The organism is Desulfobulbus oralis (assembly GCF_002952055.1).
GTDB classification, from domain to species: Bacteria; Desulfobacterota; Desulfobulbia; order Desulfobulbales; family Desulfobulbaceae; genus Desulfobulbus; species Desulfobulbus oralis.
Genome location: NZ_CP021255.1, coordinates 1,488,076 through 1,510,204, shown reverse-complemented (window position 1 = coordinate 1,510,204; position 22,129 = coordinate 1,488,076). Strand labels below are relative to the sequence as shown.

At 56.8% G+C, this 22,129-nt stretch carries 23 protein-coding genes, 2 tRNA genes and 2 pseudogenes; 19 read left to right on the top strand and 8 right to left on the bottom strand.

Features of this window, described 5'->3' with window-relative positions; translation table 11 throughout:
• The 5 genes and pseudogenes from CAY53_RS06665 (at position 1) to CAY53_RS06645 (ending at position 2,982) form a co-directional block, all read left to right on the top strand.
• On the top strand, positions 1–1,227 hold the full coding sequence (locus CAY53_RS06665; protein WP_245874749.1) for an AAA family ATPase: 1,227 nt from the start codon (positions 1–3) through the stop codon (positions 1,225–1,227).
• Positions 1,176–1,442: pseudogene (gene tnpA / locus CAY53_RS06660) on the top strand (IS200/IS605 family transposase); the annotation flags it as partial. The gene CAY53_RS06665 and the pseudogene tnpA, both read left to right, overlap by 52 nt.
• A gap of 135 nt (positions 1,443–1,577) precedes the next feature.
• A complete protein-coding gene (locus CAY53_RS06655; protein ID WP_245874748.1) occupies positions 1,578–1,769 on the top strand; it encodes a DUF3696 domain-containing protein in 192 nt (63 codons plus the stop codon).
• On the top strand, positions 1,766–2,296 hold the full coding sequence (locus tag CAY53_RS06650; protein WP_104936465.1) for a hypothetical protein: 531 nt from the start codon (positions 1,766–1,768) through the stop codon (positions 2,294–2,296). Before CAY53_RS06655 ends, CAY53_RS06650 begins: the two co-directional genes overlap by 4 nt.
• Positions 2,293–2,982: an RNA ligase family protein gene (locus CAY53_RS06645; RefSeq protein ID WP_245874747.1), complete on the top strand. Its 690-nt coding sequence runs from the start codon at positions 2,293–2,295 to the stop codon at positions 2,980–2,982. The genes CAY53_RS06650 and CAY53_RS06645 overlap by 4 nt, the downstream gene beginning before the upstream one ends.
• 16 nt (positions 2,983–2,998) lie before the next feature.
• Here the strand turns inward: CAY53_RS06645 and CAY53_RS13175 are convergent, their stop codons facing one another.
• Genes CAY53_RS13175 through CAY53_RS13165 form a run of 3 tightly spaced genes read right to left on the bottom strand, consistent with a single transcriptional unit; the run spans position 2,999 to position 4,283 of the window.
• Positions 2,999–3,379: a transposase gene (locus CAY53_RS13175; RefSeq protein WP_245874746.1), complete on the bottom strand. Its 381-nt coding sequence runs from the start codon at positions 3,377–3,379 to the stop codon at positions 2,999–3,001.
• On the bottom strand, positions 3,373–4,098 hold the full coding sequence (locus CAY53_RS13170; RefSeq protein WP_483863838.1) for a transposase: 726 nt from the start codon (positions 4,096–4,098) through the stop codon (positions 3,373–3,375). Before CAY53_RS13170 ends, CAY53_RS13175 begins: the two co-directional genes overlap by 7 nt.
• Positions 4,065–4,283, bottom strand: a complete 219-nt coding sequence (locus tag CAY53_RS13165) for a hypothetical protein (protein ID WP_219842622.1) — start codon at positions 4,281–4,283, stop codon at positions 4,065–4,067. Before CAY53_RS13165 ends, CAY53_RS13170 begins: the two co-directional genes overlap by 34 nt.
• Positions 4,284–4,392: 109 nt before the next feature.
• Between CAY53_RS13165 and CAY53_RS06635 the strand changes: the two genes are divergently transcribed.
• On the top strand, positions 4,393–4,659 hold the full coding sequence (locus CAY53_RS06635) for a hypothetical protein (RefSeq protein ID WP_104936464.1): 267 nt from the start codon (positions 4,393–4,395) through the stop codon (positions 4,657–4,659).
• Between the two features lie 121 nt (positions 4,660–4,780).
• Here the strand turns inward: CAY53_RS06635 and CAY53_RS06630 are convergent.
• Positions 4,781–5,774 (bottom strand): annotated as a pseudogene (locus tag CAY53_RS06630) (IS30 family transposase).
• A gap of 177 nt (positions 5,775–5,951) precedes the next feature.
• Between CAY53_RS06630 and CAY53_RS06620 the strand changes: the two are divergent.
• The 4 genes from CAY53_RS06620 (at position 5,952) to CAY53_RS06605 (ending at position 9,659) form a co-directional block, all read left to right on the top strand.
• Positions 5,952–6,425 (top strand): hypothetical protein, encoded by a 474-nt coding sequence (locus CAY53_RS06620; protein WP_146106437.1) that lies wholly within the window; start codon positions 5,952–5,954, stop codon positions 6,423–6,425.
• Between the two features lie 420 nt (positions 6,426–6,845).
• On the top strand, positions 6,846–8,747 hold the full coding sequence (gene speA, locus CAY53_RS06615) for a biosynthetic arginine decarboxylase (RefSeq protein ID WP_104936460.1): 1,902 nt from the start codon (positions 6,846–6,848) through the stop codon (positions 8,745–8,747).
• 294 nt (positions 8,748–9,041) lie between these two features.
• Complete coding sequence (locus CAY53_RS06610) at positions 9,042–9,491, top strand: FKBP-type peptidyl-prolyl cis-trans isomerase (RefSeq protein WP_017866472.1); 450 nt, start codon at positions 9,042–9,044, stop codon at positions 9,489–9,491.
• 82 nt (positions 9,492–9,573) lie between these two features.
• Positions 9,574–9,659 (top strand) — tRNA-Ser (locus CAY53_RS06605).
• A 90-nt stretch (positions 9,660–9,749) separates the two neighbouring features.
• Here CAY53_RS06605 and cfa read toward each other — a convergent pair.
• Positions 9,750–10,862 carry a cyclopropane fatty acyl phospholipid synthase gene (gene cfa / locus CAY53_RS06600; protein WP_017866471.1) on the bottom strand — a complete coding sequence of 371 codons (1,113 nt, stop codon included), beginning with the start codon at positions 10,860–10,862 and terminating at the stop codon, positions 9,750–9,752.
• Here cfa and CAY53_RS12625 point away from each other — a divergent pair.
• Positions 10,861–11,145 (top strand): hypothetical protein, encoded by a 285-nt coding sequence (locus tag CAY53_RS12625; RefSeq protein ID WP_181040206.1) that lies wholly within the window; start codon positions 10,861–10,863, stop codon positions 11,143–11,145. The two genes, cfa and CAY53_RS12625, sit on opposite strands and share 2 nt — an antisense overlap.
• A gap of 45 nt (positions 11,146–11,190) precedes the next feature.
• On the opposite strand, the gene CAY53_RS06595 is transcribed toward CAY53_RS12625, so the two are convergent.
• The 3 genes from CAY53_RS06595 to CAY53_RS06585 all read right to left on the bottom strand — a co-directional run bounded on the left by CAY53_RS06595 (position 11,191) and on the right by CAY53_RS06585 (position 14,570).
• Positions 11,191–12,159, bottom strand: coding sequence for a DMT family transporter (locus CAY53_RS06595; RefSeq protein WP_104937473.1), 969 nt, complete (start codon positions 12,157–12,159; stop codon positions 11,191–11,193).
• Between the two features lie 327 nt (positions 12,160–12,486).
• Positions 12,487–13,419, bottom strand: a complete 933-nt coding sequence (gene corA / locus CAY53_RS06590) for a magnesium/cobalt transporter CorA (RefSeq protein ID WP_017866468.1) — start codon at positions 13,417–13,419, stop codon at positions 12,487–12,489.
• A gap of 185 nt (positions 13,420–13,604) precedes the next feature.
• Positions 13,605–14,570, bottom strand: coding sequence for a LysR substrate-binding domain-containing protein (locus tag CAY53_RS06585; protein WP_104936459.1), 966 nt, complete (start codon positions 14,568–14,570; stop codon positions 13,605–13,607).
• Positions 14,571–14,796: 226 nt separating this feature from the next.
• Between CAY53_RS06585 and CAY53_RS06580 the strand changes: the two genes are divergently transcribed.
• The 8 genes from CAY53_RS06580 (at position 14,797) to CAY53_RS06545 (ending at position 21,984) form a co-directional block, all read left to right on the top strand.
• Positions 14,797–14,871 (top strand) — tRNA-Val (locus tag CAY53_RS06580).
• 82 nt (positions 14,872–14,953) lie between these two features.
• The gene (gene thrS / locus CAY53_RS06575) at positions 14,954–16,882 is read left to right on the top strand and encodes a threonine--tRNA ligase (protein ID WP_104936458.1); all 1,929 of its coding nucleotides are present in this window, start codon (positions 14,954–14,956) and stop codon (positions 16,880–16,882) included.
• A gap of 72 nt (positions 16,883–16,954) precedes the next feature.
• Entirely contained in the window at positions 16,955–17,455 is a 501-nt protein-coding gene (gene infC / locus CAY53_RS06570) for a translation initiation factor IF-3 (RefSeq protein ID WP_104936457.1), read from the top strand.
• A gap of 55 nt (positions 17,456–17,510) precedes the next feature.
• Positions 17,511–17,708, top strand: a complete 198-nt coding sequence (rpmI, locus tag CAY53_RS06565; protein ID WP_104936456.1) for a 50S ribosomal protein L35 — start codon at positions 17,511–17,513, stop codon at positions 17,706–17,708.
• Between the two features lie 66 nt (positions 17,709–17,774).
• On the top strand, positions 17,775–18,128 hold the full coding sequence (rplT, locus tag CAY53_RS06560; protein WP_104936455.1) for a 50S ribosomal protein L20: 354 nt from the start codon (positions 17,775–17,777) through the stop codon (positions 18,126–18,128).
• Positions 18,129–18,133: 5 nt separating this feature from the next.
• Positions 18,134–19,144, top strand: coding sequence for a phenylalanine--tRNA ligase subunit alpha (gene pheS, locus CAY53_RS06555; protein WP_104936454.1), 1,011 nt, complete (start codon positions 18,134–18,136; stop codon positions 19,142–19,144).
• 96 nt (positions 19,145–19,240) lie between these two features.
• The gene (pheT, locus tag CAY53_RS06550; protein WP_104936453.1) at positions 19,241–21,697 is read left to right on the top strand and encodes a phenylalanine--tRNA ligase subunit beta; all 2,457 of its coding nucleotides are present in this window, start codon (positions 19,241–19,243) and stop codon (positions 21,695–21,697) included.
• Positions 21,694–21,984, top strand: a complete 291-nt coding sequence (locus CAY53_RS06545; RefSeq protein WP_104936452.1) for an integration host factor subunit alpha — start codon at positions 21,694–21,696, stop codon at positions 21,982–21,984. Before pheT ends, CAY53_RS06545 begins: the two co-directional genes overlap by 4 nt.
• Positions 21,985–22,129 lie beyond the last annotated feature (145 nt).

Genomic DNA, 22,129 nt, shown 5'->3' with positions numbered 1-22,129 from the left:
ATGCTTAAAGAGCTGCGAATACGAAATTTCAAGGGCTGGAAAGACACGGGCACCATTCGCATGGTCCCCATCACCTTGTTCTTTGGCGCCAATAGCTCGGGTAAATCCAGCATCGGCCAGTTTTTGATGATGCTGAAGCAGACGGCTGAATCGCAGGATCGCAGGGCTATTTTTTATCCCGGCGGCAAGAACTCAGCGGTTCAACTTGGCTCCTATCAGGAGATGGTTTTCCAACATGATACGAAAAATAAGATTGATTTTGAGTATCGCTGGTCACTGCCGGATACACTGAAGTTCAAAGACCCTATCTCGGACAAGTCGTTCTCTGGGGATGAATTGGTTTTCAAGGCAACAGTTGGGCTGGACGACAAAAATCAACACACACTGGTTCTTGATAATCTTCAGTATAGATTGTGTGGAGATACGAAAGTCGTGCTTTCGCTGGGAATGGAAAGAAAGTCTGATACAAAATCCGACTACAAAGTTGAAGCCACTGACTATGTATTGAAACGCAAACAGGGGCGCGCGTGGTCCCCTGGCGGCCCGGTTCGTTTTTACGGTTTTCCTGATGAGGTGGTTGCGTATCATCAAAATGCCGATTTTGCTCATGCATTGAATCTACGTCATGAGAAGCTGTTTAGGTCACTCTGTTATCTTGGACCGCTTCGTACAAAGGCGGAGCGCTTGTATTCATGGACAGGTATTGAGCCTGGAAATGTCGGCTATGCGGGGGAAAATACCGTCGCAGCGATTCTTGCGGCACGAAACCGAAAAATCAGTCTGGGTTACAAACGGCCAACCAAACCATTTGAGGAAATTATTGCCCTCAAACTCAAGGAAATGGGACTGATCGAGGAATTCAAGGTCAACCCGATATCGGAGCAGCGGCAGGAGTACGAGGTTAAGGTTCGCACCAAGGGATCAAAAGACTGGGTCGATCTCCCGGACGTCGGTTTTGGCATATCACAGGTGCTTCCTGTGCTGGTGCAATGTTTTTACGCTCCAGCAGGATCAATCATTCTTATGGAACAGCCGGAAATCCACTTGCACCCGAGTGCACAGTCGGCACTGGCCGATGTGATGATTGACGTGATCAACTCCAGAGAGAATGGGGCGAATCGAAATATTCAATTAATGTCTCTTTCTGGGAATGGGAGAAAATCCCTCGCCTTGAGGCGAAGACTTCAGTACATCTGTTTGTTTCGCTTCCTCCACAGATTTCTGTGAGTAAATTGGTTGGCCGCATAAAAGGGAAAACCTCACGCAAGCTGCTTGCAGAAAACCGACGTTTGTCCGGGCAATTTTGGGGCCGTCATCTGTGGGGTCGCGGATATTTTGCCGCCAGTTCAGGCAATGTCACAGACGATGTCATCATGCAATATATTGCAGAGCAGGACTTGGAGGAGCGAGCCCACGATGACGATTTTACCCTGGCTCCGTAAGCCGCCTTGCAGGCGGCAATGGTTCGAAGCTACCGCCTTTAGGCGGTAGAGAATTCACTTATTGAGACCCATTCGGAACACTTTCTGCGCCGTTTGCAGCGACGAATCGCCGAAGATTCTGTTCCACGGGAAAACGTGTCGGCCTATTTCGCCAATATCGTCAAGACGCCCGCAACCTTGGAGCCGTTGCAAATTGACATAGGTGGCAACATCCAGAACTGGCCGGAAAACTTCTTCGGCGATGAAATGGATGACATCATCAAGCAAGCCGAGGCCGCCATGAAAAAACGGATGCAGAAAACCGAAAAGCCGGAGGCATCTGAATGAGCCTGCCGAAGAAATGCATCGTGGATACCAATGTGCCCAAGACGGCAAATCTCGCCATCCAGCCGGACCCAGATTCTGATGTTTCCGATGCGTGCGTGCAGGCATGCATTGAGGCAGTTAAGTATGTCATCAAAGAGCGCGGATTGATCATCGATACGGGAGACGAAATTTTCGATGAATACCGGCAGCAGCTCTCCATGAAGGGACAGCCCGGTGTTGGTAACCGTTTCATGAAATGGGTTCACGATAATCGTTGGAGCCTGCATGATTCCCAGCGAGTGAACATCACCAGAAATGACGACTCCTACGATGAATTTCCAGCCCATGACGGATTGAAAGATTTCGATAAATCAGATCGAAAGTTTGTTGCCGTCGCAAATGCTCATCCCGAAAAACCACCAATACTTCAGGCTACTGACAGCAAGTGGTGGGGATGGAAGGATGCTTTGAAGGACGTTGGTATTACCGTTGATTTTCTCTGCAAAAAATATGTCGAAACCAAGTATGCGGAGAAAATCAGGTCGTGAAAGACGATTTTTTTAAATTTCCCTCAACACCACATCTGGCAACCATGCCTGGTGTTGACATCCGGGGTGACAAGGTGCTGTCGGATTCGGAGCGTGATGCATTCCTGACGCATGAGGTGACTGTAGAAGAAAAGGTAGATGGCGCGAATTTGGGAATCTCTTTTGATTCGGAAGGAAATATTCAAGCACAGAACAGGGGCGCATACCTGAACCTGCCTGGATCAGGTCAGTGGAAAAAGCTTGGCGCCTGGTTGGCACCACGGATCGATACGCTGTTTCAGCATCTTTCCGACCATTTCGTACTCTTCGGGGAATGGTGCTATGCCCAACACTCGGTTTTTTATGACCGTTTGCCGGACTGGTTCCTCGGTTTTGATGTTTATGATAAAAGATTCGGCCGGTTTCTATCTTCAAAGCGTCGTGATGCTCTCTTTAGGAAAATGTGTGTTGCTCAAGTTCCTGTCCTTGCACGTGGGCACTTTGCATACCCGGAAGTTCAAAAATTCCTATCGACATCAAAACTCAGCAATCAGCCTGCGGAAGGCATCTATCTCCGATTTGACCAAGACGACTGGCTGGCGCAACGGGCCAAATTGGTTCGTCCGGCATTTATCCAAACTGTGGAGCAGCACTGGTCACGCTCCCCCATCAGGCCAAATCGGTTGAAACTGAAGACTCAAGGATGAAATCTTCCAGCGTTGGTCAGGAGTGGCAATACAGCACCGTGCATAACAGCCCGTTGAAGAAAGGTTGATTTTTCGAAGGGCTGCCAAAACCAAACAGGGCCCGTAGCAGGATCCCCAAATTGAACCCGGCAACATGGATGATGGAGCGCTTCTCCACATTGGCTAGCCCGCGAAGATGCACCCGCCGCATGCCGCCCCGGTCAAGGCAGTGGGCAAAGCTGCGCTCCACCCGCTCGCCCCGCGCCCGCATCAGCGCCTTGCCCGTACTGGAACCGAGCCGCTTCCTGTTCCCGTACACCGCATCCCGGGCATCCATGTCGCCTTTCCAGCGCAATCGCCCCTTGTGCGCCGGCTCGCTGATCCGGCTTGTGCAGGCATCCGGCAAATCCTTCAGCACGTTCCGGCTGTGATAGCCCTTGTCCGCCACCAGAGCAAAGGGCTCGTCAATGCCAGGCGCTCCTTCCTTGTCCCTGACCGCGCACAGCTTGGCCTGGGCATCCCCGAGTGTGGTGGCAAGTGTTGTGTGGTGTCGCCCCGATCCGCAGGGTGTATCACCGCAGAAACTATCGCCCCGGATTCCAGATCAACCACATGCTCAGGTCTGTACGCCATGTGGGTGCGGCCATCCTTGAGTTTGCCTATGCGCGCATCCTCATCGGTGCTCGATCGCCAGTCCTTGTTGGAGGTCTTTCTGCCCTGGCGCTTGCGGTCAAAGGCGATCAACTCCGCCCTGGTCGGCGTCCTGATGCCGCTCTCTTCGGCCAGGCGTTCAAGCATTTCCTGACAGGTTTCGCCCGTATCCCGACGCACAATGCTCTTCATGGCCGCGTTCGCCTCCATGCCAGAAGCGTCGATCCCCAGGTATTTCCCGTCAAGCAGATTGGCCTGCTCCAAAATCCGCAGCACAAAGACAAACATTTCGTGATGGACTTCCAGCGGCAGGCGCCCCCGGATGCGGCACAGGGAGGAATGGTCGGGCACGGATTCGGTGGGGCCGAGCCCGAGGAATTCGCGCAGAGAAAGGGAATCGGCACAGCGCCAGCAGATGCCGCGTTCAGAGTCGATGCCCTCGAAATAGCCGATCAAAAGCATGCGGAAATAACGGCCCGGCGGGATGGATTTGCGGCCAAGTTTTTCGGCGTAGCAGGGAGCGCACAGAGCTTTTCGAGGAAGGCGTCAAATGCTTCCTCATGCAGGAGCTTCTGCAGCCGCTCGTAAAAGACATGCCCCTGACTCTGGGGCAGCTGATCATAGATCAGCCACATGCTCTTCTGCTCTGCCTGCCTCCGACCAGGACGCATGGACGCCTCCTCAACACAATTTGATCGCCTGTGCAGCATTATGCCTTGCCTGAAGACTTTTTCAACGGGCTGTTATACTATTGGAAAACACACCAACAGGAGGTGCGCCATGTTGATGAAAGCCCTGGATGCCCTGGACAAATTTGAAGAGTTCAACGATGAGAACCCTCTTGGAACAGTCCTTATTCTGTCCTTTGTCGCTGGCACGGCATTGCTTGTTGGCGGCCCAAAGGCGCTTGTTTTGTTGCTTGCCCTGCCTGTTGCCATAACCTTTATTGGTCTCTTGAGTGCCGTACATCCCGCCTTGGGATTTGGCGCGTTGGTTTTGGGCCTGGTTGTTTGCCTGAACGCTATCCTGCACCTGTTGTTTGCCTGAACGACGTAGCCAACTCGTCCATCGCTTCCAGAAAAAAGCTGTAGCCATAGTCCGCCGCGAACAGGTGCCCGTGCCGAATCAACAAACACAGGCACCTGCGCAAATCCTTTACCCGGTGAATTCAAATTGCAAATGCACCGGTGAGGGCCTGGTTAAAAACCTCGGCGGGAGTCTGGTAGTGTAAACATTTGCGCGGCCGGTTGTTCAGTTGTTCTGCCGCCTTAACGACCATTGCTTCCGTGATCTTGTGAAAGCTGATGCCCCTGGGAAAATACTGCTGCAAAAGCCCACCCGCGTTTTCGTTCGTCCCACGTTGCCACGGGGCATGTGGTTTACAAAAATACGTGCGCAGGCCAGTGGCTGCCTCCAGCGCCCTGAAGCCTGCCATTTCCGAACCATTATCAAGCGTCAAGGTCTGCCTCAGCTTTGACGGCACAGCACGCAGGCAGAGAATGAGCGCCGCATTGAAGGACGCGGCTGTCCTGTCTTGTACCCTGGCCAGCAGGAGAAAGCGGCTCCTGCGTTCGGTACAGCCGAGCAGCGCCGCTTTTCCTCTGGAGGCACAGACGAGGTCGGCTTCCCAGTCCCCAAAGCGGGTTCCGAGTTCCACAATCCCCGGGCGGCAGCTGATATCGATACGCCCGGGAAACAGGCGCCGGCCTTGGCCATACCCGGCTTGCCGCCTCCGGCCTTTGTGGGCGCGGCGCAGATGGCGGTAGCTGGTATCGCCGAATTGTGCCGCTGCATAGACCCAGCGGTAAACAGTCTCTATACTGATACGCATGCTTTGATCCTCTGGATACTCCAGACGGATGCGCCCTGCGATCTGTTCGGGAGACCAGTTTGCGCGCAACTTTTCATCGACCCAGGCAAGCCGTTCGGGCCGATTCATACAGCGGTAATGCCTTGCTCTCTTTCGTCGTTTCCGGGCACGCGCGCTCTGCGCTCTGCGCACGATAGCCTCGTTTTGCAGAGCCCACGTTGCGGCGCAGTTCCCGGGAAAGCGTGCTGTGACTCCTGCCCAGGCGTCTGGCCATTTCCCGGCAGCTCAGGCCCATGGACACAAAGAGTTCGATCCTGATGCGTTCTTCCAGAGTAAGATGGCTATGGGACATGGCGGGCTCCTTCTGGCCGAGTGGTTGTTGGTGCTGCCAACTCTACCAGAATCCCGCCTTGTCCTTTTAACTTTTCATGCCCCTACCAGGTGGTGCATTTGGAATGAGAATCTACCCCCCCCATAAAGATTTGACTAAGTAGTATGCCTATATTACCGTAGACCACTGTATATTATTATGAATATACCGTTCGCAGTATTAAATTGTACTTATTTAGATAAAAGAATAATTACTGAAAGATTATTTGAAATTGTGATAAGAAATAAGTTTGTTATGGTGATTGTAAAATCACGTATTTCTTTTATTGATTTATTTAGAAAAAATTTATGCATGAAATTTAAATTTAAATCGGGAAATATCTATATAATAGATAATATTCTTGATATTAATGAAGGAGTTAATCTTTTGTTAAAGATGAAAATGTGGCATAAGCCAGTTTTTCATATGATGATATGTAAGGAAAATATTAAGGAAAAAATTATCAACCTTTATAAATACAAGCATATTACTCTAGATTCTATTGAAAATGCATTGACAAATGAAGTTTATTGCTATATTGATCCAGTAGATGATCAATTAGAATTTTATGGATCTTTAATTGCAAAAAATATTATATATGAAGCATTTCCGCAGTTACAGCTCGGTGAATAGTTTGTATAAAATAGCTGATACGACGACAACGGTCAGGAGCCATGCGCTGTTGTTGCTGACCCCTCGCCGCCGAAGACATTAGCACCCACCGCGGAAGAAGCCCGGCACAGGACTCATGGTCGTGATCCACTGAATTTGTCTGCATGCTTTTGCATAAAGGCGTACCGCACTTCAGGCTCCTGGCGGGGTACGCCGCGGCCTTTTTACAATGGCATGTCCTCGGCCTGACTGGCCGCCGAGGCCCCCTGTGGCGGACCTTTTCCCCCAGAAGCCGATCCCACCGCACCTTTGGCGCTGGCACTTTCCTGGCCCTTGACGTCAGGCCCTTGTCCCGGTATAAAATCGGCCTGCAACCCGGCAGCCTGTAGCAGCCGGGCCTTTTCTTTTGGAGACAAGGGGGTTCCCGCCTTGAATTATACCATGGAACGTTGGCGTGCCAGCAAATCAGCCGATCTTTACGGGGTGAACCAGTGGAGCGGCGGTTATTTTCAGGTGGCCGAAAATGGCGATGCCACGGTGCTGCCCCGGCCTGGCGCAACGGATCGTGCGGTGAGCATCGCCGAGGTGGCCGAGGGAATCCGGGCCCGGGGCTTCGACATGCCCGTACTGCTGCGCATCGACAATATTCTGGATGCCCAGATCGAAAGCCTGAACGAAACCTGTCGTACTGCCATGGAAGAGCTGGGCTACAAGGGCCGTTTCATGGGCGCCTACCCCATCAAGGTGAACCAGCAGCAGCAGGTGGTGGAAAAGATTGCGGAATTTGGTGCGCGCTATCATCACGGCCTGGAGGCCGGTTCCAAGGCCGAGCTCATCGCGGCTATGGGCAGCATGCGTGACCGGAATGCGGTGCTCATCTGCAACGGCTACAAGGATGAAGAATTTATCGACCTTGGCTTATATGCCACCAAACTGGGCTTCACCTGCATTCTGGTGGTTGAGCTGCCGGATGAACTGCCGCTGATTCTGGAGCGCTCCAAACAGCTTGACGCCAAGCCGGTGCTGGGCATCCGCATCAAACTCTCCACCCAGGCAGGGGGGCACTGGGCGGATTCGGGTGGGGAACGCTCCTTTTTTGGCCTGAACACGACTCAGATCATTGACGCGGTGGATCTGCTGAAGGGGGCGGGCATGCTGGACTGCCTGAAGATGGTGCACTACCATCTGGGCTCGCAGATCTCGAATATCCGCGAAATCCGCACCGCAGTGAACGAAGCCTGCCGGGTGTATGCGGGCCTGGCACGCGAGGGGGCGGCGGTGGAGTATCTGGATCTGGGCGGCGGCCTGGCTGTGGATTACGATGGCACCCAGTCCAACTTTCTTTCCAGCCGCAACTATACGCTCAAAGAATACTGTACCGACATCTTCGAGGCGGTCATGACCTCGCTGGACGAAGAGGGCATTCCACACCCCACCATCATCACGGAATCCGGCCGGGCGCTGGTGGCCTATTCATCGGTTCTGCTCTTCAACGTGCTGGACGTTACCCGCTTCCAGGCGGCAACCCTGCCGGCCACTCTGCCGGAAGGCAGTCCCTCGTCTCTGGAGTACATGTTTCAGGCGCTGAAAGGACTGAATATCCGCAACATGCAGGAGGTACTCAACGACGTTATCTTCTACCGGGACGAAACGCGGCGGCTTTTTGATAACGGCAAGGTAACGCTCCGGCAGCGCTCACTCTGTGAACAGATCTTCTGGACCACGCTGAACGAAATTCAGAACCTCTCCCTGGAATTGAAGCATCCCGGACCGGAGTCGGGGGAGCTGGAGCGTGTACTGGCCGATATTTATTACTGCAACTTCAGCGTATTCCAGTCTCTGCCGGACGCCTGGGCCATTGACCAGCTTTTCCCGGTCATGCCCATTCACCGGCTGAACGAGGAACCGAAACGCCGGGGGATTCTGGCCGATATCACCTGCGACTGTGACGGCCAGATCGACCAGTTCATCGATAAGCGGGGTACGAGGCGGGTTTTGCCCCTGCATGAGGTGAAGCCCTATGAGGAGTACCTCATTGGCGTGTTTTTGGTCGGCGCATATCAGGAAACACTGGGCGATTTGCACAATTTGCTTGGCGATACCAACGTGGTCAGCATCCGCATTCTGGACAAGGGCGCGTATGAGTTTGTGAGTGAGCAGGAGGGCGACACGGTCTCGGACGTGCTGGCCTACGTCCAGTACGATCCCAAGAGACTCTTCAACAGCTTCCGCCAGAGCGCGGAACGGGCGGTGCGGGAAGGTCGCATCGCGCCGCAGGAACGCCGGAAAATTGTGGCAGCCTATGAGGCTGGCCTGCGCGGCTACACATACTTCGAACGATAAGCAAAGAAGGGGGGCTTGGCCCAACAGCCGGCCCCAGGGCAGCCACCCTTTGGCTCCTGACGCCTTTCATCTTCCTCCGGGATGGCATGCTCTGTCGCGTCATCTTGGTCAAGAATGTGGTCGTCCATGATCGGCTGCCCTGTTTGGCATGACTGTTGACTGCGCCGACGCGGCGGCGCTTGTTTTGTGGGCATGGCTTCGGGAGCATTTCTCATAAATCTGCCCCAATGGCAGGGAAAAGTGACCTGAACGCAGGCAACATGATACTCAAGATTCTTCAAGGGTGAGACCCCCATGGCAGAGCAACGGCAGGCACGGTTTTTTGATACGGTTTCCATGAGTTATACGGCCAGCGTGCCGGGCGGCGAGGTGATCGAGCAGGTGCCGGAAAGCGCACCGGTGACCCTGAGCCTGGGTTCCGGTCGGGTGTTGATGGCGGTGGAAGCCGCTATGATGGGCATGCAAGTGGGCGAGAGCCGCACCTTCAATATACAGCCCGAGGATGCCTTTGGGCGCTATGATCCGAAGCTGAAACAGGATGTTCCGCGCGCGGTCTTTGGCGATCGCATCGACCCGCAACCGGGCATGGTGCTGGCCCTGTCCGTAGAGCGGAACGGCCGGAAGCAGCAGGTGCCGGCCACCGTTCTGGCTGCCGATCATCAAAGCGTTACCGTGGACTACAACCATCCGCTTGCCGGAAAGACCATTACCTACACGGTGAAGCTGCTTGCGATCGGGAGTTAATGGGGATTTGAGGCGGCGGCGACATTTTTCCCTTGTCAAAGAGGGGGTATTCATTTAAAAGGCCAAGCTGAAGCAATCAAACGGAGAGGTGACCGAGTGGTTTAAGGTGCACGCCTGGAACGCGTGTGTACGCAAGTACCGTGAGTTCGAATCTCACCTTCTCCGCCATTCATGGAAATGCCTTGTAATTTTAAATAATTACAAGGCATTTTTCTTTTTTGCCAATGCATGGAGCGGGCAGAGTATGGGGCAGGAGATTCAGCGGACTGGACGACAATAGCCGCCCATGAGGCCTTTGGGGCTGAGGACAAGTTGCCAGAGCTGGGTGCTGCGTGCCCGGAAGAGGCCGGCGCAGCTCAAAAGATAGTAGCGGAACATGCGGGCTATCCGTTCCTCACAGCGGAAGCGGCCCTCTTCGCGGCCGCGCCGAAAGTTCCTGGCCCAGGCCATGAGCGTTCGGTCATAGTACGCGCCGAAGTTGTGCCAGTCCTCCATGACGAAACGTCGGGCAATGGCCCTGCCGATATCGGCGATGCTGGGCAGCATGCCGTTGGGAAAGATGTACTTCTCGATCCATGGATCGCCGGAGCGGCTTTCCTGATTGGTGCCGATGGTATGCAGCAGAAACAGGCCGTCTGCTTCCAGCAGCCCGCGCACGGTCCGCATGAAGGTAGCATAGTTTTTGTGGCCCACATGCTCAAACATGCCCACGGAAACGATGCGATCATACTTTTCCCGCAGGCTGCGGTAGTCTTCCAGGCGCCAGCGCAGGTTCAGCCCGCGGCTGTGCTCTTCGGCGTAGCGAAGCTGTTCTTTCGACACGGTCACGCCAGAGAACCGCACCTTGTAACGTTCGGCCATGTACCGGCCCAGCCCGCCCCAGCCGCAGCCGATGTCCAAAACGCGCATCCCCTCTTCAAGATGCAGCTTCCGGCAGATGAGGTCCATCTTGGCCTCCTGGGCCTCGTCCAGGTTGCGCGCGCCTTCCCAGTAGCCGCAACTGTACTGCATGGTCGGCCCGAGCATGGCTGCAAACATCTCGTTGCTGAAGTCGTAGTGCCTTTCAGCCACCAGGGTCGAACGGGCCACGCTTTGCAGGTTGCGCACCGCAAATGCCACGGCCGCCAGCATGTCCGGCAGGGTCAGGCGGAAGCGCCTGTCGAGACGGCCGCGCAGAATGCGGCAGATAGCTTCATCCAGGGCTTCGCAGTCCCACCAGCCGTCCATATACGCTTCGCCCAGCCCCAGACTGCCCCGGCGGGCGATCCGCTGGAAAAGCTGCTCCCTGTGAACCTGCATATCCCAGGCTCTGGTGCCGTTTATCCGGATATCGACCGAGTTCAGCATATTTTCGATGGTGGCCCGTTGCATGGCGATTCCTCCCTATCCTTGCCGCATGTTCCCCCTGTACCGTGCGTGGTGGTATATGAAACAGGGTCTGACCGTTTCGGGTGAATGCAATAGTGCTGTTTCCTTCTTTAATCAGTTTTGCCAGGTGGTCAAATGCCACTGTCCGCTTTCTGCGTGTGGCAGCGTGCCCGCTCATTGCCCCTTGCAGGACAAAAATGATGAACACCCGTTTGTTGCAGAAAATTGGCTCTGCAAAGCTCAAACCGCCTGTGATGTGGCCAGTCATAATAATGTCAAAAAATAACGACCACAATGCAGGCAAGGTGGCCGAAGCGGCACCCTGCCGGCATCAGATGGCCGGGTGCGAACGCGCGGGCTCCTGTTTGAGCAGTTTTTCCCTTTCCAGCTCTGCCCGGCTTTTGGAGGTGATGACAAGCCAGACGCCGCAGAAAACCAGCAGCACGGCCAATGCCTGGGACGCTTTGAAGACGCTCAGTCCCATCAGAGCCGATACCATGACCGAAACCATCGGCTGCACGTAGTTGTAGACGGACACCACTGTGGGTCTGAGCACCCTTTGCGCCCTGATCAGCAGAATATAGCCCAGATAGGTGCCGAAAAGCACGACATAGGCGGTTTCGCTCCAGGTCTGCCAAGCCACGCTGCGCCACTCGAGGGCAACTACGTGCTGGCCCGTAAAGGGCCAGATCAAAAGCGTGCCCCAGAGGAACATCCACTTGTTGACCGTGACCACCGAGTATTTGCGGACAAGGTGGTTGAACAGCGAGAGAAACAGCGCATAGGAACACTGCGCCGCCAGCACGAGCAGATCGCCCTGCACCCGGCCCACCCTGGCGTCCGCAGCCGAGGCGCTGGTCACAATCAGCGTCACCGCGCCCAGACAGCCCAGGGCCACGCCACCGCACTTTTTGGCCGTAAGGGGTTCCTTCAGGATAAAGAACGCAAACAGCATGGCAAAGATGGGCAGCGAGGTGGTCACAATACTGGCATTGATGGGCGAGGTAATACTGAGCCCCACGATGAAGCAGCACTGGTTGCACACCAGCCCGAAAACGGCTGCCGGAATGAAGAGCAACCTGTCCCGAAGCGGGACAGGCTCCCGTGGCAGGAAGAGCGAACTCAGCCAGAAAAGCGCAGCCCCGCCCAGAACCCGAAAGAACACCATGCTCACGCTGTCAATGCCGCTGATCATGGCGTCCTTGGCCAGGGGCGCCATCAGGCCCCAGATGAGGCAGGCCGAAAAGATGCCGAAATGTGCGGCCAGGGCGCTTTGGGAGTTCGGTTTACAAAAGGGCATGACAAAATGAAGGACAGTGCATCCGGGAAGCTGCGGTTTTCTGGACACAGGGGCAGTGCCGGCGAAGGCCTGAAAAAGCCGCGCCACAAGGCGGCGTCGGCCTGAACGAATCGTGAGACGGCTAACCTTTTGGGAATGGATTGGCGCCCGTCTGCAACATCATGGACAGGGTGTCCGCCTCTCCATAATGCTCCGTGATTTTCCCCATCTGTACGTCCCTCCGACATGACGATTCGAGAGCAATCCAGGACCAGACGCCTGCTTTCTTCCGGAGGAGCCGTTCTCGTTCCGGGCCGTCCAGCCCTGGGCGAGGAGCCCAGTTCCGGCCTAGAGCCACTGTTTACGCCGGAAAAACCACAGGGTGAAAATGGAGGAGCAGAACATCAGCAGCAGGGCAAAGGGATAGCCCCACTCGGTGTTCAGCTCGGGCATGTTGCGGAAGTTCATGCCATAGGCGCTGGCAATCAGGGTCGGCGGCATAAAGATCACGGTGACAACGGTAAAGATCTTGATGATCCGGTTCTGCTCCATATCCACCAGACCCAGGAAGCTGGCCTGCAGAAACTCCAGGCGCTCGAAATTGAAGGAGGTGTGATCCAGCAGCGAGCCCACGTCCTTCATCATGATACGCATCTTCTCGTAGTCTTCCTTGGGAAACATCTTGCTTTTGAGGAGTGAGGAGAGAATGCGTTGTTTTTCCACGATGTTTTCACGGATGGCAATGGTGGTTTCCTGCAACTGGGTGATGTCCAGAAGGATCTGCCGGTCTGGAGACTTGTCCCGCACCATGGCCCGGGTAATGTAGGTAATCTGGTCGGTGATGCTTTCGATCAGGTCGGCATCGTAATCGATGCGGATATCCAGAATAGAGAGAAAGATGTCGTCGCCGTCAACGGGCTTGATGCTGCGCAGGCGGCGGCTGGTCTCGGTAAAGGTGTGCAGATCCCGGTTTCTTTGGGTGAACAGGATTTTGTCCTTCAGAATGAAGGAAACCGGGTCAATGGCAAAATTGCCATCCTCGGGCACCAGAAAGTTCATGTTGATGCCGATTTCATCCTCAGTCTCAGCATACTTGGAACTGCTTTCGATCTCCTCGCTTTCCTGCTTGGTAAAGAGCTCCACATTGAAATCGTGCTCCACCTGCCGCATTTCTTCGATGCTCGGGCTGACCAGATCCACCCAGAACACATTCTGGACATCCGGATTCTCCCCGCTTTCCATCCGCACAAAGGTGCGGTCGAGGTAATAGTAGTTGACCATGGTGCTGCTCCCGCGTGAATTCGGCCCAATCTGCCCGGAACCTCATCGCCCCGCCGCACTTCCGATGTGCCACGGGCAAGCCCGCAGCGCGCCGGGAGCGCTCAAAACGGGGACTGTATAGGCGATAGGGGCTGCAAAAGTCAATCCTGTTCTCCCCGCCCCGCCTATGGGATTTGCCGCCAGTCTCAGCCCTGGGGCTGGGCATCCAGGAGGGCCTGCAGCTTCCACGGCGAACTCAGCGTCGCCGTGTCCAGTTGCTTCTGCACCGCGTTTTCGCAGAAGCGCAGGAATTCTGCCATAAGCCGGGTCACGACCTTGTCCTCGTGCTGGATAAACCAGAACTGGCGGCTCTTGTTGATGCCCTCGATGTCCAAGAGCCGCAGCCAGCCGGCTTCCACCTCGCGGGCCACTGTCAGTCGGGACAGGCAGGCCGCACCCACGCCGACCTCGACTTCTTTCTTGATGGCTTCGGTATAGCCGGTTCTGGTAATGACATTGAGGCTGCGGGCGTGGCGGCCCAGACGTTTGCTGAAGAATTCCGCCGTACCGGATCCCTCTTCCCGCATGACCCAACTGGTCTTTTTCAGATCGCCTGGAATGCGAAAGGACTTCTGCCCGGCCAGTGGATGCTGCGGGCCCACGATGATGCACATCTCGTCGGCAAACCAGGGCGTGGCCACCAGACACTCCACATTGATATCGCCCTCGATAAAGCCCAGGTCCGCCTGTCCCTTGGCCACCAGGCGCTCGGTCTGGAGCGTGTTCACCACCAGCATGTTGATATGGGCCTCGGGATACTTCCGCATAAAGGCGCCCATCAGGTAGGGCAAGACGTAGTTGCCAAGCGTGGTGCTGGCTACGATGTGCAGCACGCCGGCCACCGCATCCTGCCGGCCGGTCAGCACGGCTTCCACCACGGAAGCGCGATGCAGCATGTCCCTGGCATGGGGTAAAAGATAGCGGCCGCGATCGTTCAGCAGCAGACTGCGGCCGTGACGATCAAAAAGCGGCCCGCCCAGTTGGTTTTCCAGCTCGGCCAAAGCCATGCTGACAGCCGACTGTGTCAGCTCCAGTTGCTTGCTGGCACGGGTGACCTGATTGGTTTCAGCCACAACCGCAAAAATTTTCAACTGTCTGAAAGTAATCGACATGCCATCACCTCCGGCACTTCATGAAGCAGTGTGTCCCAGTATAAACCGAACTGCCAAAAAGCCGGCAATATTTTCAATACTTTTTATAAAACAGGACATTTTTTTTCAAACCCTGCCCGCAGGCGCCAGGGGTGTTCCGGCAAAAATCCACCGGCCTTCCAGTTTTGCCTTGCTTTTTGGCGAACAGTACTTTAGAAAGACAAACTCATTCTTAGATGATTTGTACAGGCGCGTAGCTCAGTGGGAGAGCGCTACCTTGACGTGGTAGATGTCGTCGGTTCGACCCCGTCCGCGCCTACCAATACACAGGCTAGGATGCAGAAGGTTCGTCAAGGGCCTTCTGCCTGTTAGCCTTTCTTTTTGCCATCTTTGTATTGCAGGCTATGGCTGAGATTACTGTTTCCGTCGCCAGTGGAGCGGGCAAAAACTTCCCGGACGGCGTACGCCTTGCCGATGCGCTGGCCGAGCTGGTTTCTGGCAAAAAACGCAAGACCATTCTTGCGGCCACAGTAAATGGTCACCTGGTCGATTTGGCAACGCCCCTGCATGCCGACGCCACGATCGAGCCCATCGTTGCGGACTCCGAAGCGGGCCTCGAAATTCTCAGGCACTCCGCAGCCCACCTTATGGCACAGGCCGTCAAGATTCTGTTCGGCAAGGAAGTCAAGGTCGCCATTGGCCCCGCCATCGAGGATGGTTTTTACTATGATTTTGACCGTCCCGTGCCCTTCAGCCCGGAAGACTTTGAGCGTATCGAAGCAAAAATGGCTGAGCTGGCCGCTGCCGCCCTGCCCATTACCCGCCGGGAACTCAGCAAGGCCGAGGCGCTGGATTTTTTCAGGGCCCAGGACGAACCCTACAAGGTGGAACTCCTGCAGGACATGGAGGCGGAGACGGTCAGTCTCTACAGCCAGGGCGATTTTGCAGATCTCTGCCGTGGCCCCCACGTGCCCGACACCTCATGGATCAAGGTCTTCAAGCTCCTGCGCGTGGCCGGTTCCTACTGGCGCGGCGACGAGCATCGCCAGATGCTGACCCGCATCTATGGCACCGCCTTTCCCAGCGAAAAGGAACTGCAGGCCTATCTGTACCGGCTCGAGGAGGCCAAAAAACGCGACCACCGCAAGCTGGGCAGGCAGTTGGGCCTTTTCACGATTCAGGACGATATCGGGCCGGGCCTCATTCTCTGGCAGCCCCGGGGCGCACTGCTTCGCCGGCTGATCGAGGACTACTGGAAGGACGAGCATTACAGGAACGCTTACCAGCTCCTGTACACGCCGCACATCGCGCGGCATGACCTGTGGAAGACCTCCGGCCACGCGGACTTCTACAGCGAAAACATGTATGCGCCCATGGTCATCGACGAGGTGCCCTACCAGCTCAAGCCGATGAACTGCCCCTTCCATATCGGCGTGTACAAGGCCGAGCCCCACAGCTACCGGGACTTCCCCATCCGCTGGTGCGAACTGGGCACGGTCTACCGCTATGAGCGTACCGGTGCGCTGCACGGCCTGATGCGTGTACGTGGCTTCACCCAGGATGACGCCCACATTTTCTGCCTGCCGGAGCAGTTGCAGGACGAAATTTACAACATCATTCGCCTGAATCAGCACATTCTGAAAACCTTCGGTTTCGACCGCTATGACGTCTATCTGTCCACGCGGCCGGAAAAGTACGTGGGCTCCGACGCCAACTGGGCCCTGGCCACCGATGCCCTCAAGCAGGCCTTGGAGCGGATGCATATGGCCTACAGCATCGATCCCGGCGAAGGGGTGTTCTACGGTCCGAAAATCGATATCAAAATCAAGGACCAGCTCAACCGCTCCTGGCAGTGCTCCACCATTCAGGTGGACTTCAACCTGCCCGAGCGCTTCGCCATGAGCTATGCCGGCGAGGATGGAGCCGAACATCAGCCCATCATGATTCACCGGGCGCTGATGGGCTCTCTGGAGCGCTTCATCGGCGTTTTGATCGAGCATTATGCCGGCGCATTTCCGGTCTGGATGGCTCCGGAGCAGGCCCGCATCATGAACATCACCGACGAGCAGGCCGACTGGTGTCACCGTGTCTACGAGCAGCTCCGCAGTATGGGCGTGCGGGTGGAAAAGGATCTGCGCAACGAAAAGCTCAACTACAAGATCCGTGAGGCCCAGTTGATGAAGGTGCCCTACATGCTCATCGCCGGCGAACGGGAAAAGGCGGGCGGCACCATCACCGTGCGCAGGCGGGACGGCGAAAACCTGCCGGCCATGTCCCCGGAGGCCTTTGCGAAGATGGTGCAGGAAGAATGTTCGGCGCACCTCAAGGCCTGAAAAAACATCTCAGGAGGAACGGCAATTAAAAAGCGTGGCCCGAAAAAAACAGCGGACGATCAGGATCTGAAGATCCGGGTCAACGAGGAAATTACCTACCGGGAAGTGCGCCTCATTGGCCCCGAAGGTGGGCAGCTTGGCATTGTCAGTGCGCGAGAGGCGCTGGCCATGGCCCATGAACAGCATCTTGATCTGGTTGAAGTGTCCGACAAGGCGGATCCTCCGGTTTGCCGGATCATGAACTATGACAAGTTCCGCTACGAGCTGAAAAAAAAGCAGCAGGAAGCCAGAAAAAAGCAAACCACCATCGAGACCCGGGAGATCAAATTCCGGCCCAAGACGGAGGAGCACGATCTGAACTTCAAGCTGCGCAAGATCAAGGAATTTCTGGAAGAGAAAAACAAGGTCAAGGTGACCATGCGTTTTCGCGGCCGTGAAATCGTCTATGCGGAAACCCTGGGTCTCGAGGCCCTGCAAAACATTGCCGACATGCTCCGGGACGACTGCAGCATCCTGCAGGAGCCCAAAATGGAAGGCCGGCAGCTGGTCATGTTCGTTGGCCCGAAAACCTGAACATGGCCCAGGTGGCATAATCACGCCCGATCGCGACGCTATAAGGAGAACGACAATGCCTAAAATGAAGAGCAACAGGGGAGCGGCCAAGCGTTTTACGGCAACCGGCAGCGGCAAGATTCGCCGGAGCAAGGCCTTTTCCTCCCACATCCTCACGAAGAAATCGACCAAGCGGAAGCGCAATCTGCGCAAACGTACCCTGGTGGCCGGTACGGACATGAAGACCGTGCGGCGGATGCTGCCCTATCTGTAATTGCAGCGCGCTGCCCCAGGGCAGCTGCGCGTTTTATCTTTTCAATCTCGTTTACGGAGAAATACCATGCCTCGAGTGACCCGTGGCTTCAAGGCCCGGAGAAGACGGAACAAGGTGCTCGCAATGGCCAGCGGCTACCGCGGTGGCAAGCATCGTCTGTACCGGACCGCCGCGGAAGCGGTTGACCGCTCCCTGTGTTTTGCCTACCGCGACCGTCGCGACAGAAAACACGACTTCCGCAGACTGTGGATTGCCCGGCTGAGCGCCGCTGCCAAACAAAACGGCACCACCTACAGCCGCCTTATCTGCGGGCTGCATAAGAACGCCATCGAGCTGGACCGTAAGGTCCTCTCCAACCTGGCCATTCTCGACCCGAATGCCTTCAGCAGCGTGGTCAAGGCCGCGGCGGAGAACGCCTGATCGCCATGGAAACACAGCTCCGGGCGCTGCAAAAGGAAGCCCTGGATGCGCTGGAGCATACCAGCGACAGCGCCTCACTGGAAGCCTTCCGTGTCAACTACCTGGGTCGGAAAGGCGGTCAGTTGACCGCCATCCTGCGCCAGTTGGGCAGCGTTCCTGCCGAAGAGCGGCCGCGTCTTGGACAGGTGGCCAACGAAATCAAGGCCGAAATCGAACGCCGCTTCGAGGAACGCAAGCAGGAATTGGGCAGCCTGGCCGGACCGAAATTCCAAGGAATCGATTGCAGCCTGCCCGGCCGCTACCTGCCCTTCGGCTCCCTGCATCCCATCACCCAGGTGATGGAGGAAATCTGCGCCATCTTTGCGGGTATGGGTTTTGCGGTGGCCGAAGGCCCGGATGTGGAGACTGACCACTACAACTTCGAGGCGCTCAACATCCCCAAACACCACCCGGCCCGTGACATGCACGACACCTTCTATGTCACGGATTCCCTGCTGCTGCGCACGCACACTTCGCCCATGCAGGCGCGCATCATGGAAAAGCAGGAGCCGCCGTTGTGTTACATTGCGCCGGGCAAGGTCTACCGCTGCGATTCCGACATCACGCATACGCCCATGTTTCATCAGGTGGAGGGGCTCCTGGTGGATCGGAACGTGTCCTTTGCCGATCTGAAAGGCGTACTCACCAGCTTCAGCCGGCGCATCTTCCACCGCGATCTGCCGCTCCGTTTCCGGCCCAGTTTTTTCCCCTTCACCGAGCCCAGCGCCGAGGTGGACATCGCCTGCGTCATGTGCGGCGGCAAGGGCTGCCGGGTCTGCAAACAGACGGGCTGGCTGGAGATCCTGGGTTCCGGGCTGATCCACCCGGCGGTGCTCTCCCAGGTGGGTTATGATCCGGATATCTATTCCGGCTTTGCCTTTGGCATGGGCGTGGAGCGCATTGCCATGCTGAAATACGGCATCGACGACATCCGCCTCTACTACGAAAACGACCTGCGCTTTCTCTCCCAGTTCTGAGGCCGGCGCCAGCGGATTCTGCACCCTTTTCGCGCCTCCTGCCCTGTACACGCCTTTCCTTTTGAGACGCGCTCCGACGCATAACAGGTTTTTGCCATGAAATGCACCCTAAGCTGGCTCCGGCAATTTACTTCCACAGGTGATCTCACGCCGGCGCAAATCGCCGACCATCTGACCATGCTGGGGCTGGAAGTGGACAGTGTGGAGGAACTTTATCCCCATCTGGATGCCATCATCACCGCAAAGGTTGAAAGTGTGGTCAGGCACCCGGATTCGACCCATCTCTCCGTCTGTCAGGTCAGTACCGGAGCAGCAAGCATTCAGGTGGTCTGCGGCGCTCCCAATGTCCATGCCGGCATGATCGCGGCCCTGGCCCGGCCAGGCACGGTACTGCCCGACGGCACCCGGCTGAAGAAGAGCAAAATCCGCGGCGTCGAATCCTGCGGCATGCTGTGCTCGGCCCGGGAACTGGCCCTTTCAACCGACCACGACGGCATCATGGATCTGGACAGCTCGCTGCCCGCGGGGCTCTCGCTCCGCAGAGCGCTGCACCTGGAAGATGCGGTCATTGACGTGGACCTGACCCCGAACCGGGCAGACTGTGCCAGCGTCCGGGGCATTGCACGCGAAATTGCGGGCCTCACCGGCTCGGAACTCAAACCGCTGGTGGACGCGGTCACGCCGCTCACCGGCAAAGATGCCGGCTTCACGGTCAACATCGAAGAGCCCCGGCTCTGCAGGCGCTACGCCGCGCGCAAACTCACAGGCTGCCGCGTTGCGCCCTCCCCGGCCTGGCTGCAGCAGCGCCTGACTGCGGTTGGCATCCGCCCCATCAACAACATCGTTGACATTACCAACTATGTCATGCTGGAATCCGGCCAGCCGCTCCACGCCTTCGACTTTGCCCGCCTTGAGGGCGGGGCCATTGTGGTGCGCAAGCCGCGGCCGGGCGAAGAGACACTCGTCACCCTGGACGGCACGACCCGGAAGCTCACGGCAGATACGCTGTTGATCTGCGATGCGAAAAAGCCGGTCGCCCTGGCAGGGGTCATGGGCGGGCAGAACAGCGAAATCACGGATCAGACCACCACGCTCCTGCTGGAATCCGCCTGCTTTGATCCGGTCTCCATCCGCCGCACGGCCAGACGACTGGGCCTGCCTTCCGAGGCGTCCTTCCGTTTCGAACGCGGGGTCGATCCCGATTTGGCGGACAAGGCCCTGCAACGGGCGGTGGCCCTCATGGCCGAGGTGGCCGGGGCTGCACCCGAGCCAGATGGCATTGACGAATATCCCGGCAAAAAACCCCTCATTCAGCTCGTCCTGCGCAGCTCGCGCCTCAATACGCTCCTGGGGCAGGCAGTGCCGGAAGACGAAGTCATGCGGCGGCTGCAGAGTATCGGCTTTACGGTGACCCGGCAGACAGCCGGCCAATTTGCGGTGACCGTGCCGAGCTTCCGCATGGACATCGAGCGGGAGGTCGACCTCATAGAGGAAGTGGCACGAATGATCGGCTACGACAGCATCCCGGCCACCCAACCGCTGCTCCGCCTGGATTCGCCGGCAGAAGATTTCATGCGCGTGCTGCGGCGGGAAATCGGCCGCAACCTGACCAGTCAGGGCTTTTACGAGGCCATCAACTACAGTTTTGTGAGCCCGGCCCATCCCGACATGCTTGGCCTGGGTCCGGAGGATGCGCGCCGCCGGATGGTGCGCCTGCGCAATCCCTTGAGCGAAGAACAATCGGTTTTGCGTACTCAGCTCCTGGCAGGCCTTTTGGAAAATATCGAACGCAACAGCAACGTTCAGAATCCGGATATCCGGCTTTACGAAATCGGCAAGGTCTTCTGCGCGCGCGAGGCCGGCGTACAGCCGGAGGAGCGGATGCAACTCTGTGCAGTGCTGAGCGGGCAGCGCTATCCGCATGCGGAGCCGCTCTACTTTAGCGGACAGCAGGCCGACTTTGCGGACCTCAAGGGCGTGGCCGTCCAGCTTCTGCGGCGGCTGGGCTACCCGCTGGCTCACGGAGCGAAGGAGAGCATCGCTTTCGTGGCAGAGGCGGTCGCCAACGAGCCCTATATCGAGAGCAGCGCCTGCATGTGCCTCCGTTTCGACGGCAAGCTCCTGGGTTATCTGGGTGCGGTGCGGGAAACGGTACTGCAGGCCTTTGACCTCAGGCAAGCGGTGTACTTCCTGAACCTGGATCTGGAAGCGCTTGCCCAGGTACCGAAAAAAGGCAAACAGTTCATCCCGCTTGCCCGCTTTCCGGCCACCAGCCGCGACATCAGCCTGGTGGTGCCCGAGCACTTTGCCGCAGGCGAACTGGTGGATGCCGTGCTGGCCCAAAAGCAGAAATATGTTGAGTCGGTCCGGCTTTTCGACATATATCGGGGCAAGCCACTGGCTCCAGGGGAAAAAAGCGTCTCGCTCTCCATCACCTACCGGTCGGCCGACAGCACCCTGGATAGCGCCGCGGCCGACAAGGTCCACAATAAAATCGTGCAGGCCCTGATACGGCACTTTGATGCCCATCTTCGCGAAGGAGCGACAGTATGACCACAAACGTAACCCGCAAGGAACTGGCCTTGACCATCGCGGACAGGCTTCAGATCTCCCAACGGAGCGCGGCCGAGATCGTGGACAAGGTTTTTTCCGTCATGAAGGAGACCATGGTGGCAGGCGAGTCTGTCAAGCTGGTACAGTTTGGCACGCTCACCGTGCGGGAAAAATCGCCCCGCCGCGGCCGCAACCCCCGTACCGGCGAAAGTATGACCATTACCAAACGCCAAATGGTTTCGTTCCGGCCCAGCAAGCAGTTGCGGGAACGGTTGAATCAGGCATAAGCCGCCCCTGCCCCGTGTTTTCGTGGCCAGCGTTCAGAGGAACGCTGGCCATTTTTGTTGCCCTTTTGCATAGGCCAGGTACGGCGGCACATGGCAAACTCCGCATACCCCGGCCAATTGTCCGGAAGAACGGCATGCCCAAATT

Excerpts from the sequence above, each read along its gene's own strand:
- CAY53_RS06665 (WP_245874749.1), top strand. The coding sequence starts at position 1 with ATGCTTAAAGAGCTGCGAATACGAAATTTCAAGGGCTGGAAAGACACG.
- CAY53_RS06650 (WP_104936465.1), top strand. The coding sequence starts at position 1,766 with ATGAGCCTGCCGAAGAAATGCATCGTGGATACCAATGTGCCCAAGACG.
- CAY53_RS13165 (WP_219842622.1), bottom strand. The coding sequence starts at position 4,283 with ATGCGTCCTGGTCGGAGGCAGGCAGAGCAGAAGAGCATGTGGCTGATC.
- CAY53_RS06635 (WP_104936464.1), top strand. The coding sequence starts at position 4,393 with ATGTTGATGAAAGCCCTGGATGCCCTGGACAAATTTGAAGAGTTCAAC.
- CAY53_RS06620 (WP_146106437.1), top strand. The coding sequence starts at position 5,952 with ATGAATATACCGTTCGCAGTATTAAATTGTACTTATTTAGATAAAAGA.
- speA (WP_104936460.1), top strand. The coding sequence starts at position 6,846 with ATGGAACGTTGGCGTGCCAGCAAATCAGCCGATCTTTACGGGGTGAAC.
- CAY53_RS06610 (WP_017866472.1), top strand. The coding sequence starts at position 9,042 with ATGGCAGAGCAACGGCAGGCACGGTTTTTTGATACGGTTTCCATGAGT.
- CAY53_RS12625 (WP_181040206.1), top strand. The coding sequence starts at position 10,861 with ATGGCGATTCCTCCCTATCCTTGCCGCATGTTCCCCCTGTACCGTGCG.
- cfa (WP_017866471.1), bottom strand. The coding sequence starts at position 10,862 with ATGCAACGGGCCACCATCGAAAATATGCTGAACTCGGTCGATATCCGG.
- CAY53_RS06595 (WP_104937473.1), bottom strand. The coding sequence starts at position 12,159 with ATGCCCTTTTGTAAACCGAACTCCCAAAGCGCCCTGGCCGCACATTTC.
- corA (WP_017866468.1), bottom strand. The coding sequence starts at position 13,419 with ATGGTCAACTACTATTACCTCGACCGCACCTTTGTGCGGATGGAAAGC.
- CAY53_RS06585 (WP_104936459.1), bottom strand. The coding sequence starts at position 14,570 with ATGTCGATTACTTTCAGACAGTTGAAAATTTTTGCGGTTGTGGCTGAA.
- thrS (WP_104936458.1), top strand. The coding sequence starts at position 14,954 with ATGGCTGAGATTACTGTTTCCGTCGCCAGTGGAGCGGGCAAAAACTTC.
- rpmI (WP_104936456.1), top strand. The coding sequence starts at position 17,511 with ATGCCTAAAATGAAGAGCAACAGGGGAGCGGCCAAGCGTTTTACGGCA.
- rplT (WP_104936455.1), top strand. The coding sequence starts at position 17,775 with ATGCCTCGAGTGACCCGTGGCTTCAAGGCCCGGAGAAGACGGAACAAG.
- pheS (WP_104936454.1), top strand. The coding sequence starts at position 18,134 with ATGGAAACACAGCTCCGGGCGCTGCAAAAGGAAGCCCTGGATGCGCTG.
- pheT (WP_104936453.1), top strand. The coding sequence starts at position 19,241 with ATGAAATGCACCCTAAGCTGGCTCCGGCAATTTACTTCCACAGGTGAT.
- CAY53_RS06545 (WP_104936452.1), top strand. The coding sequence starts at position 21,694 with ATGACCACAAACGTAACCCGCAAGGAACTGGCCTTGACCATCGCGGAC.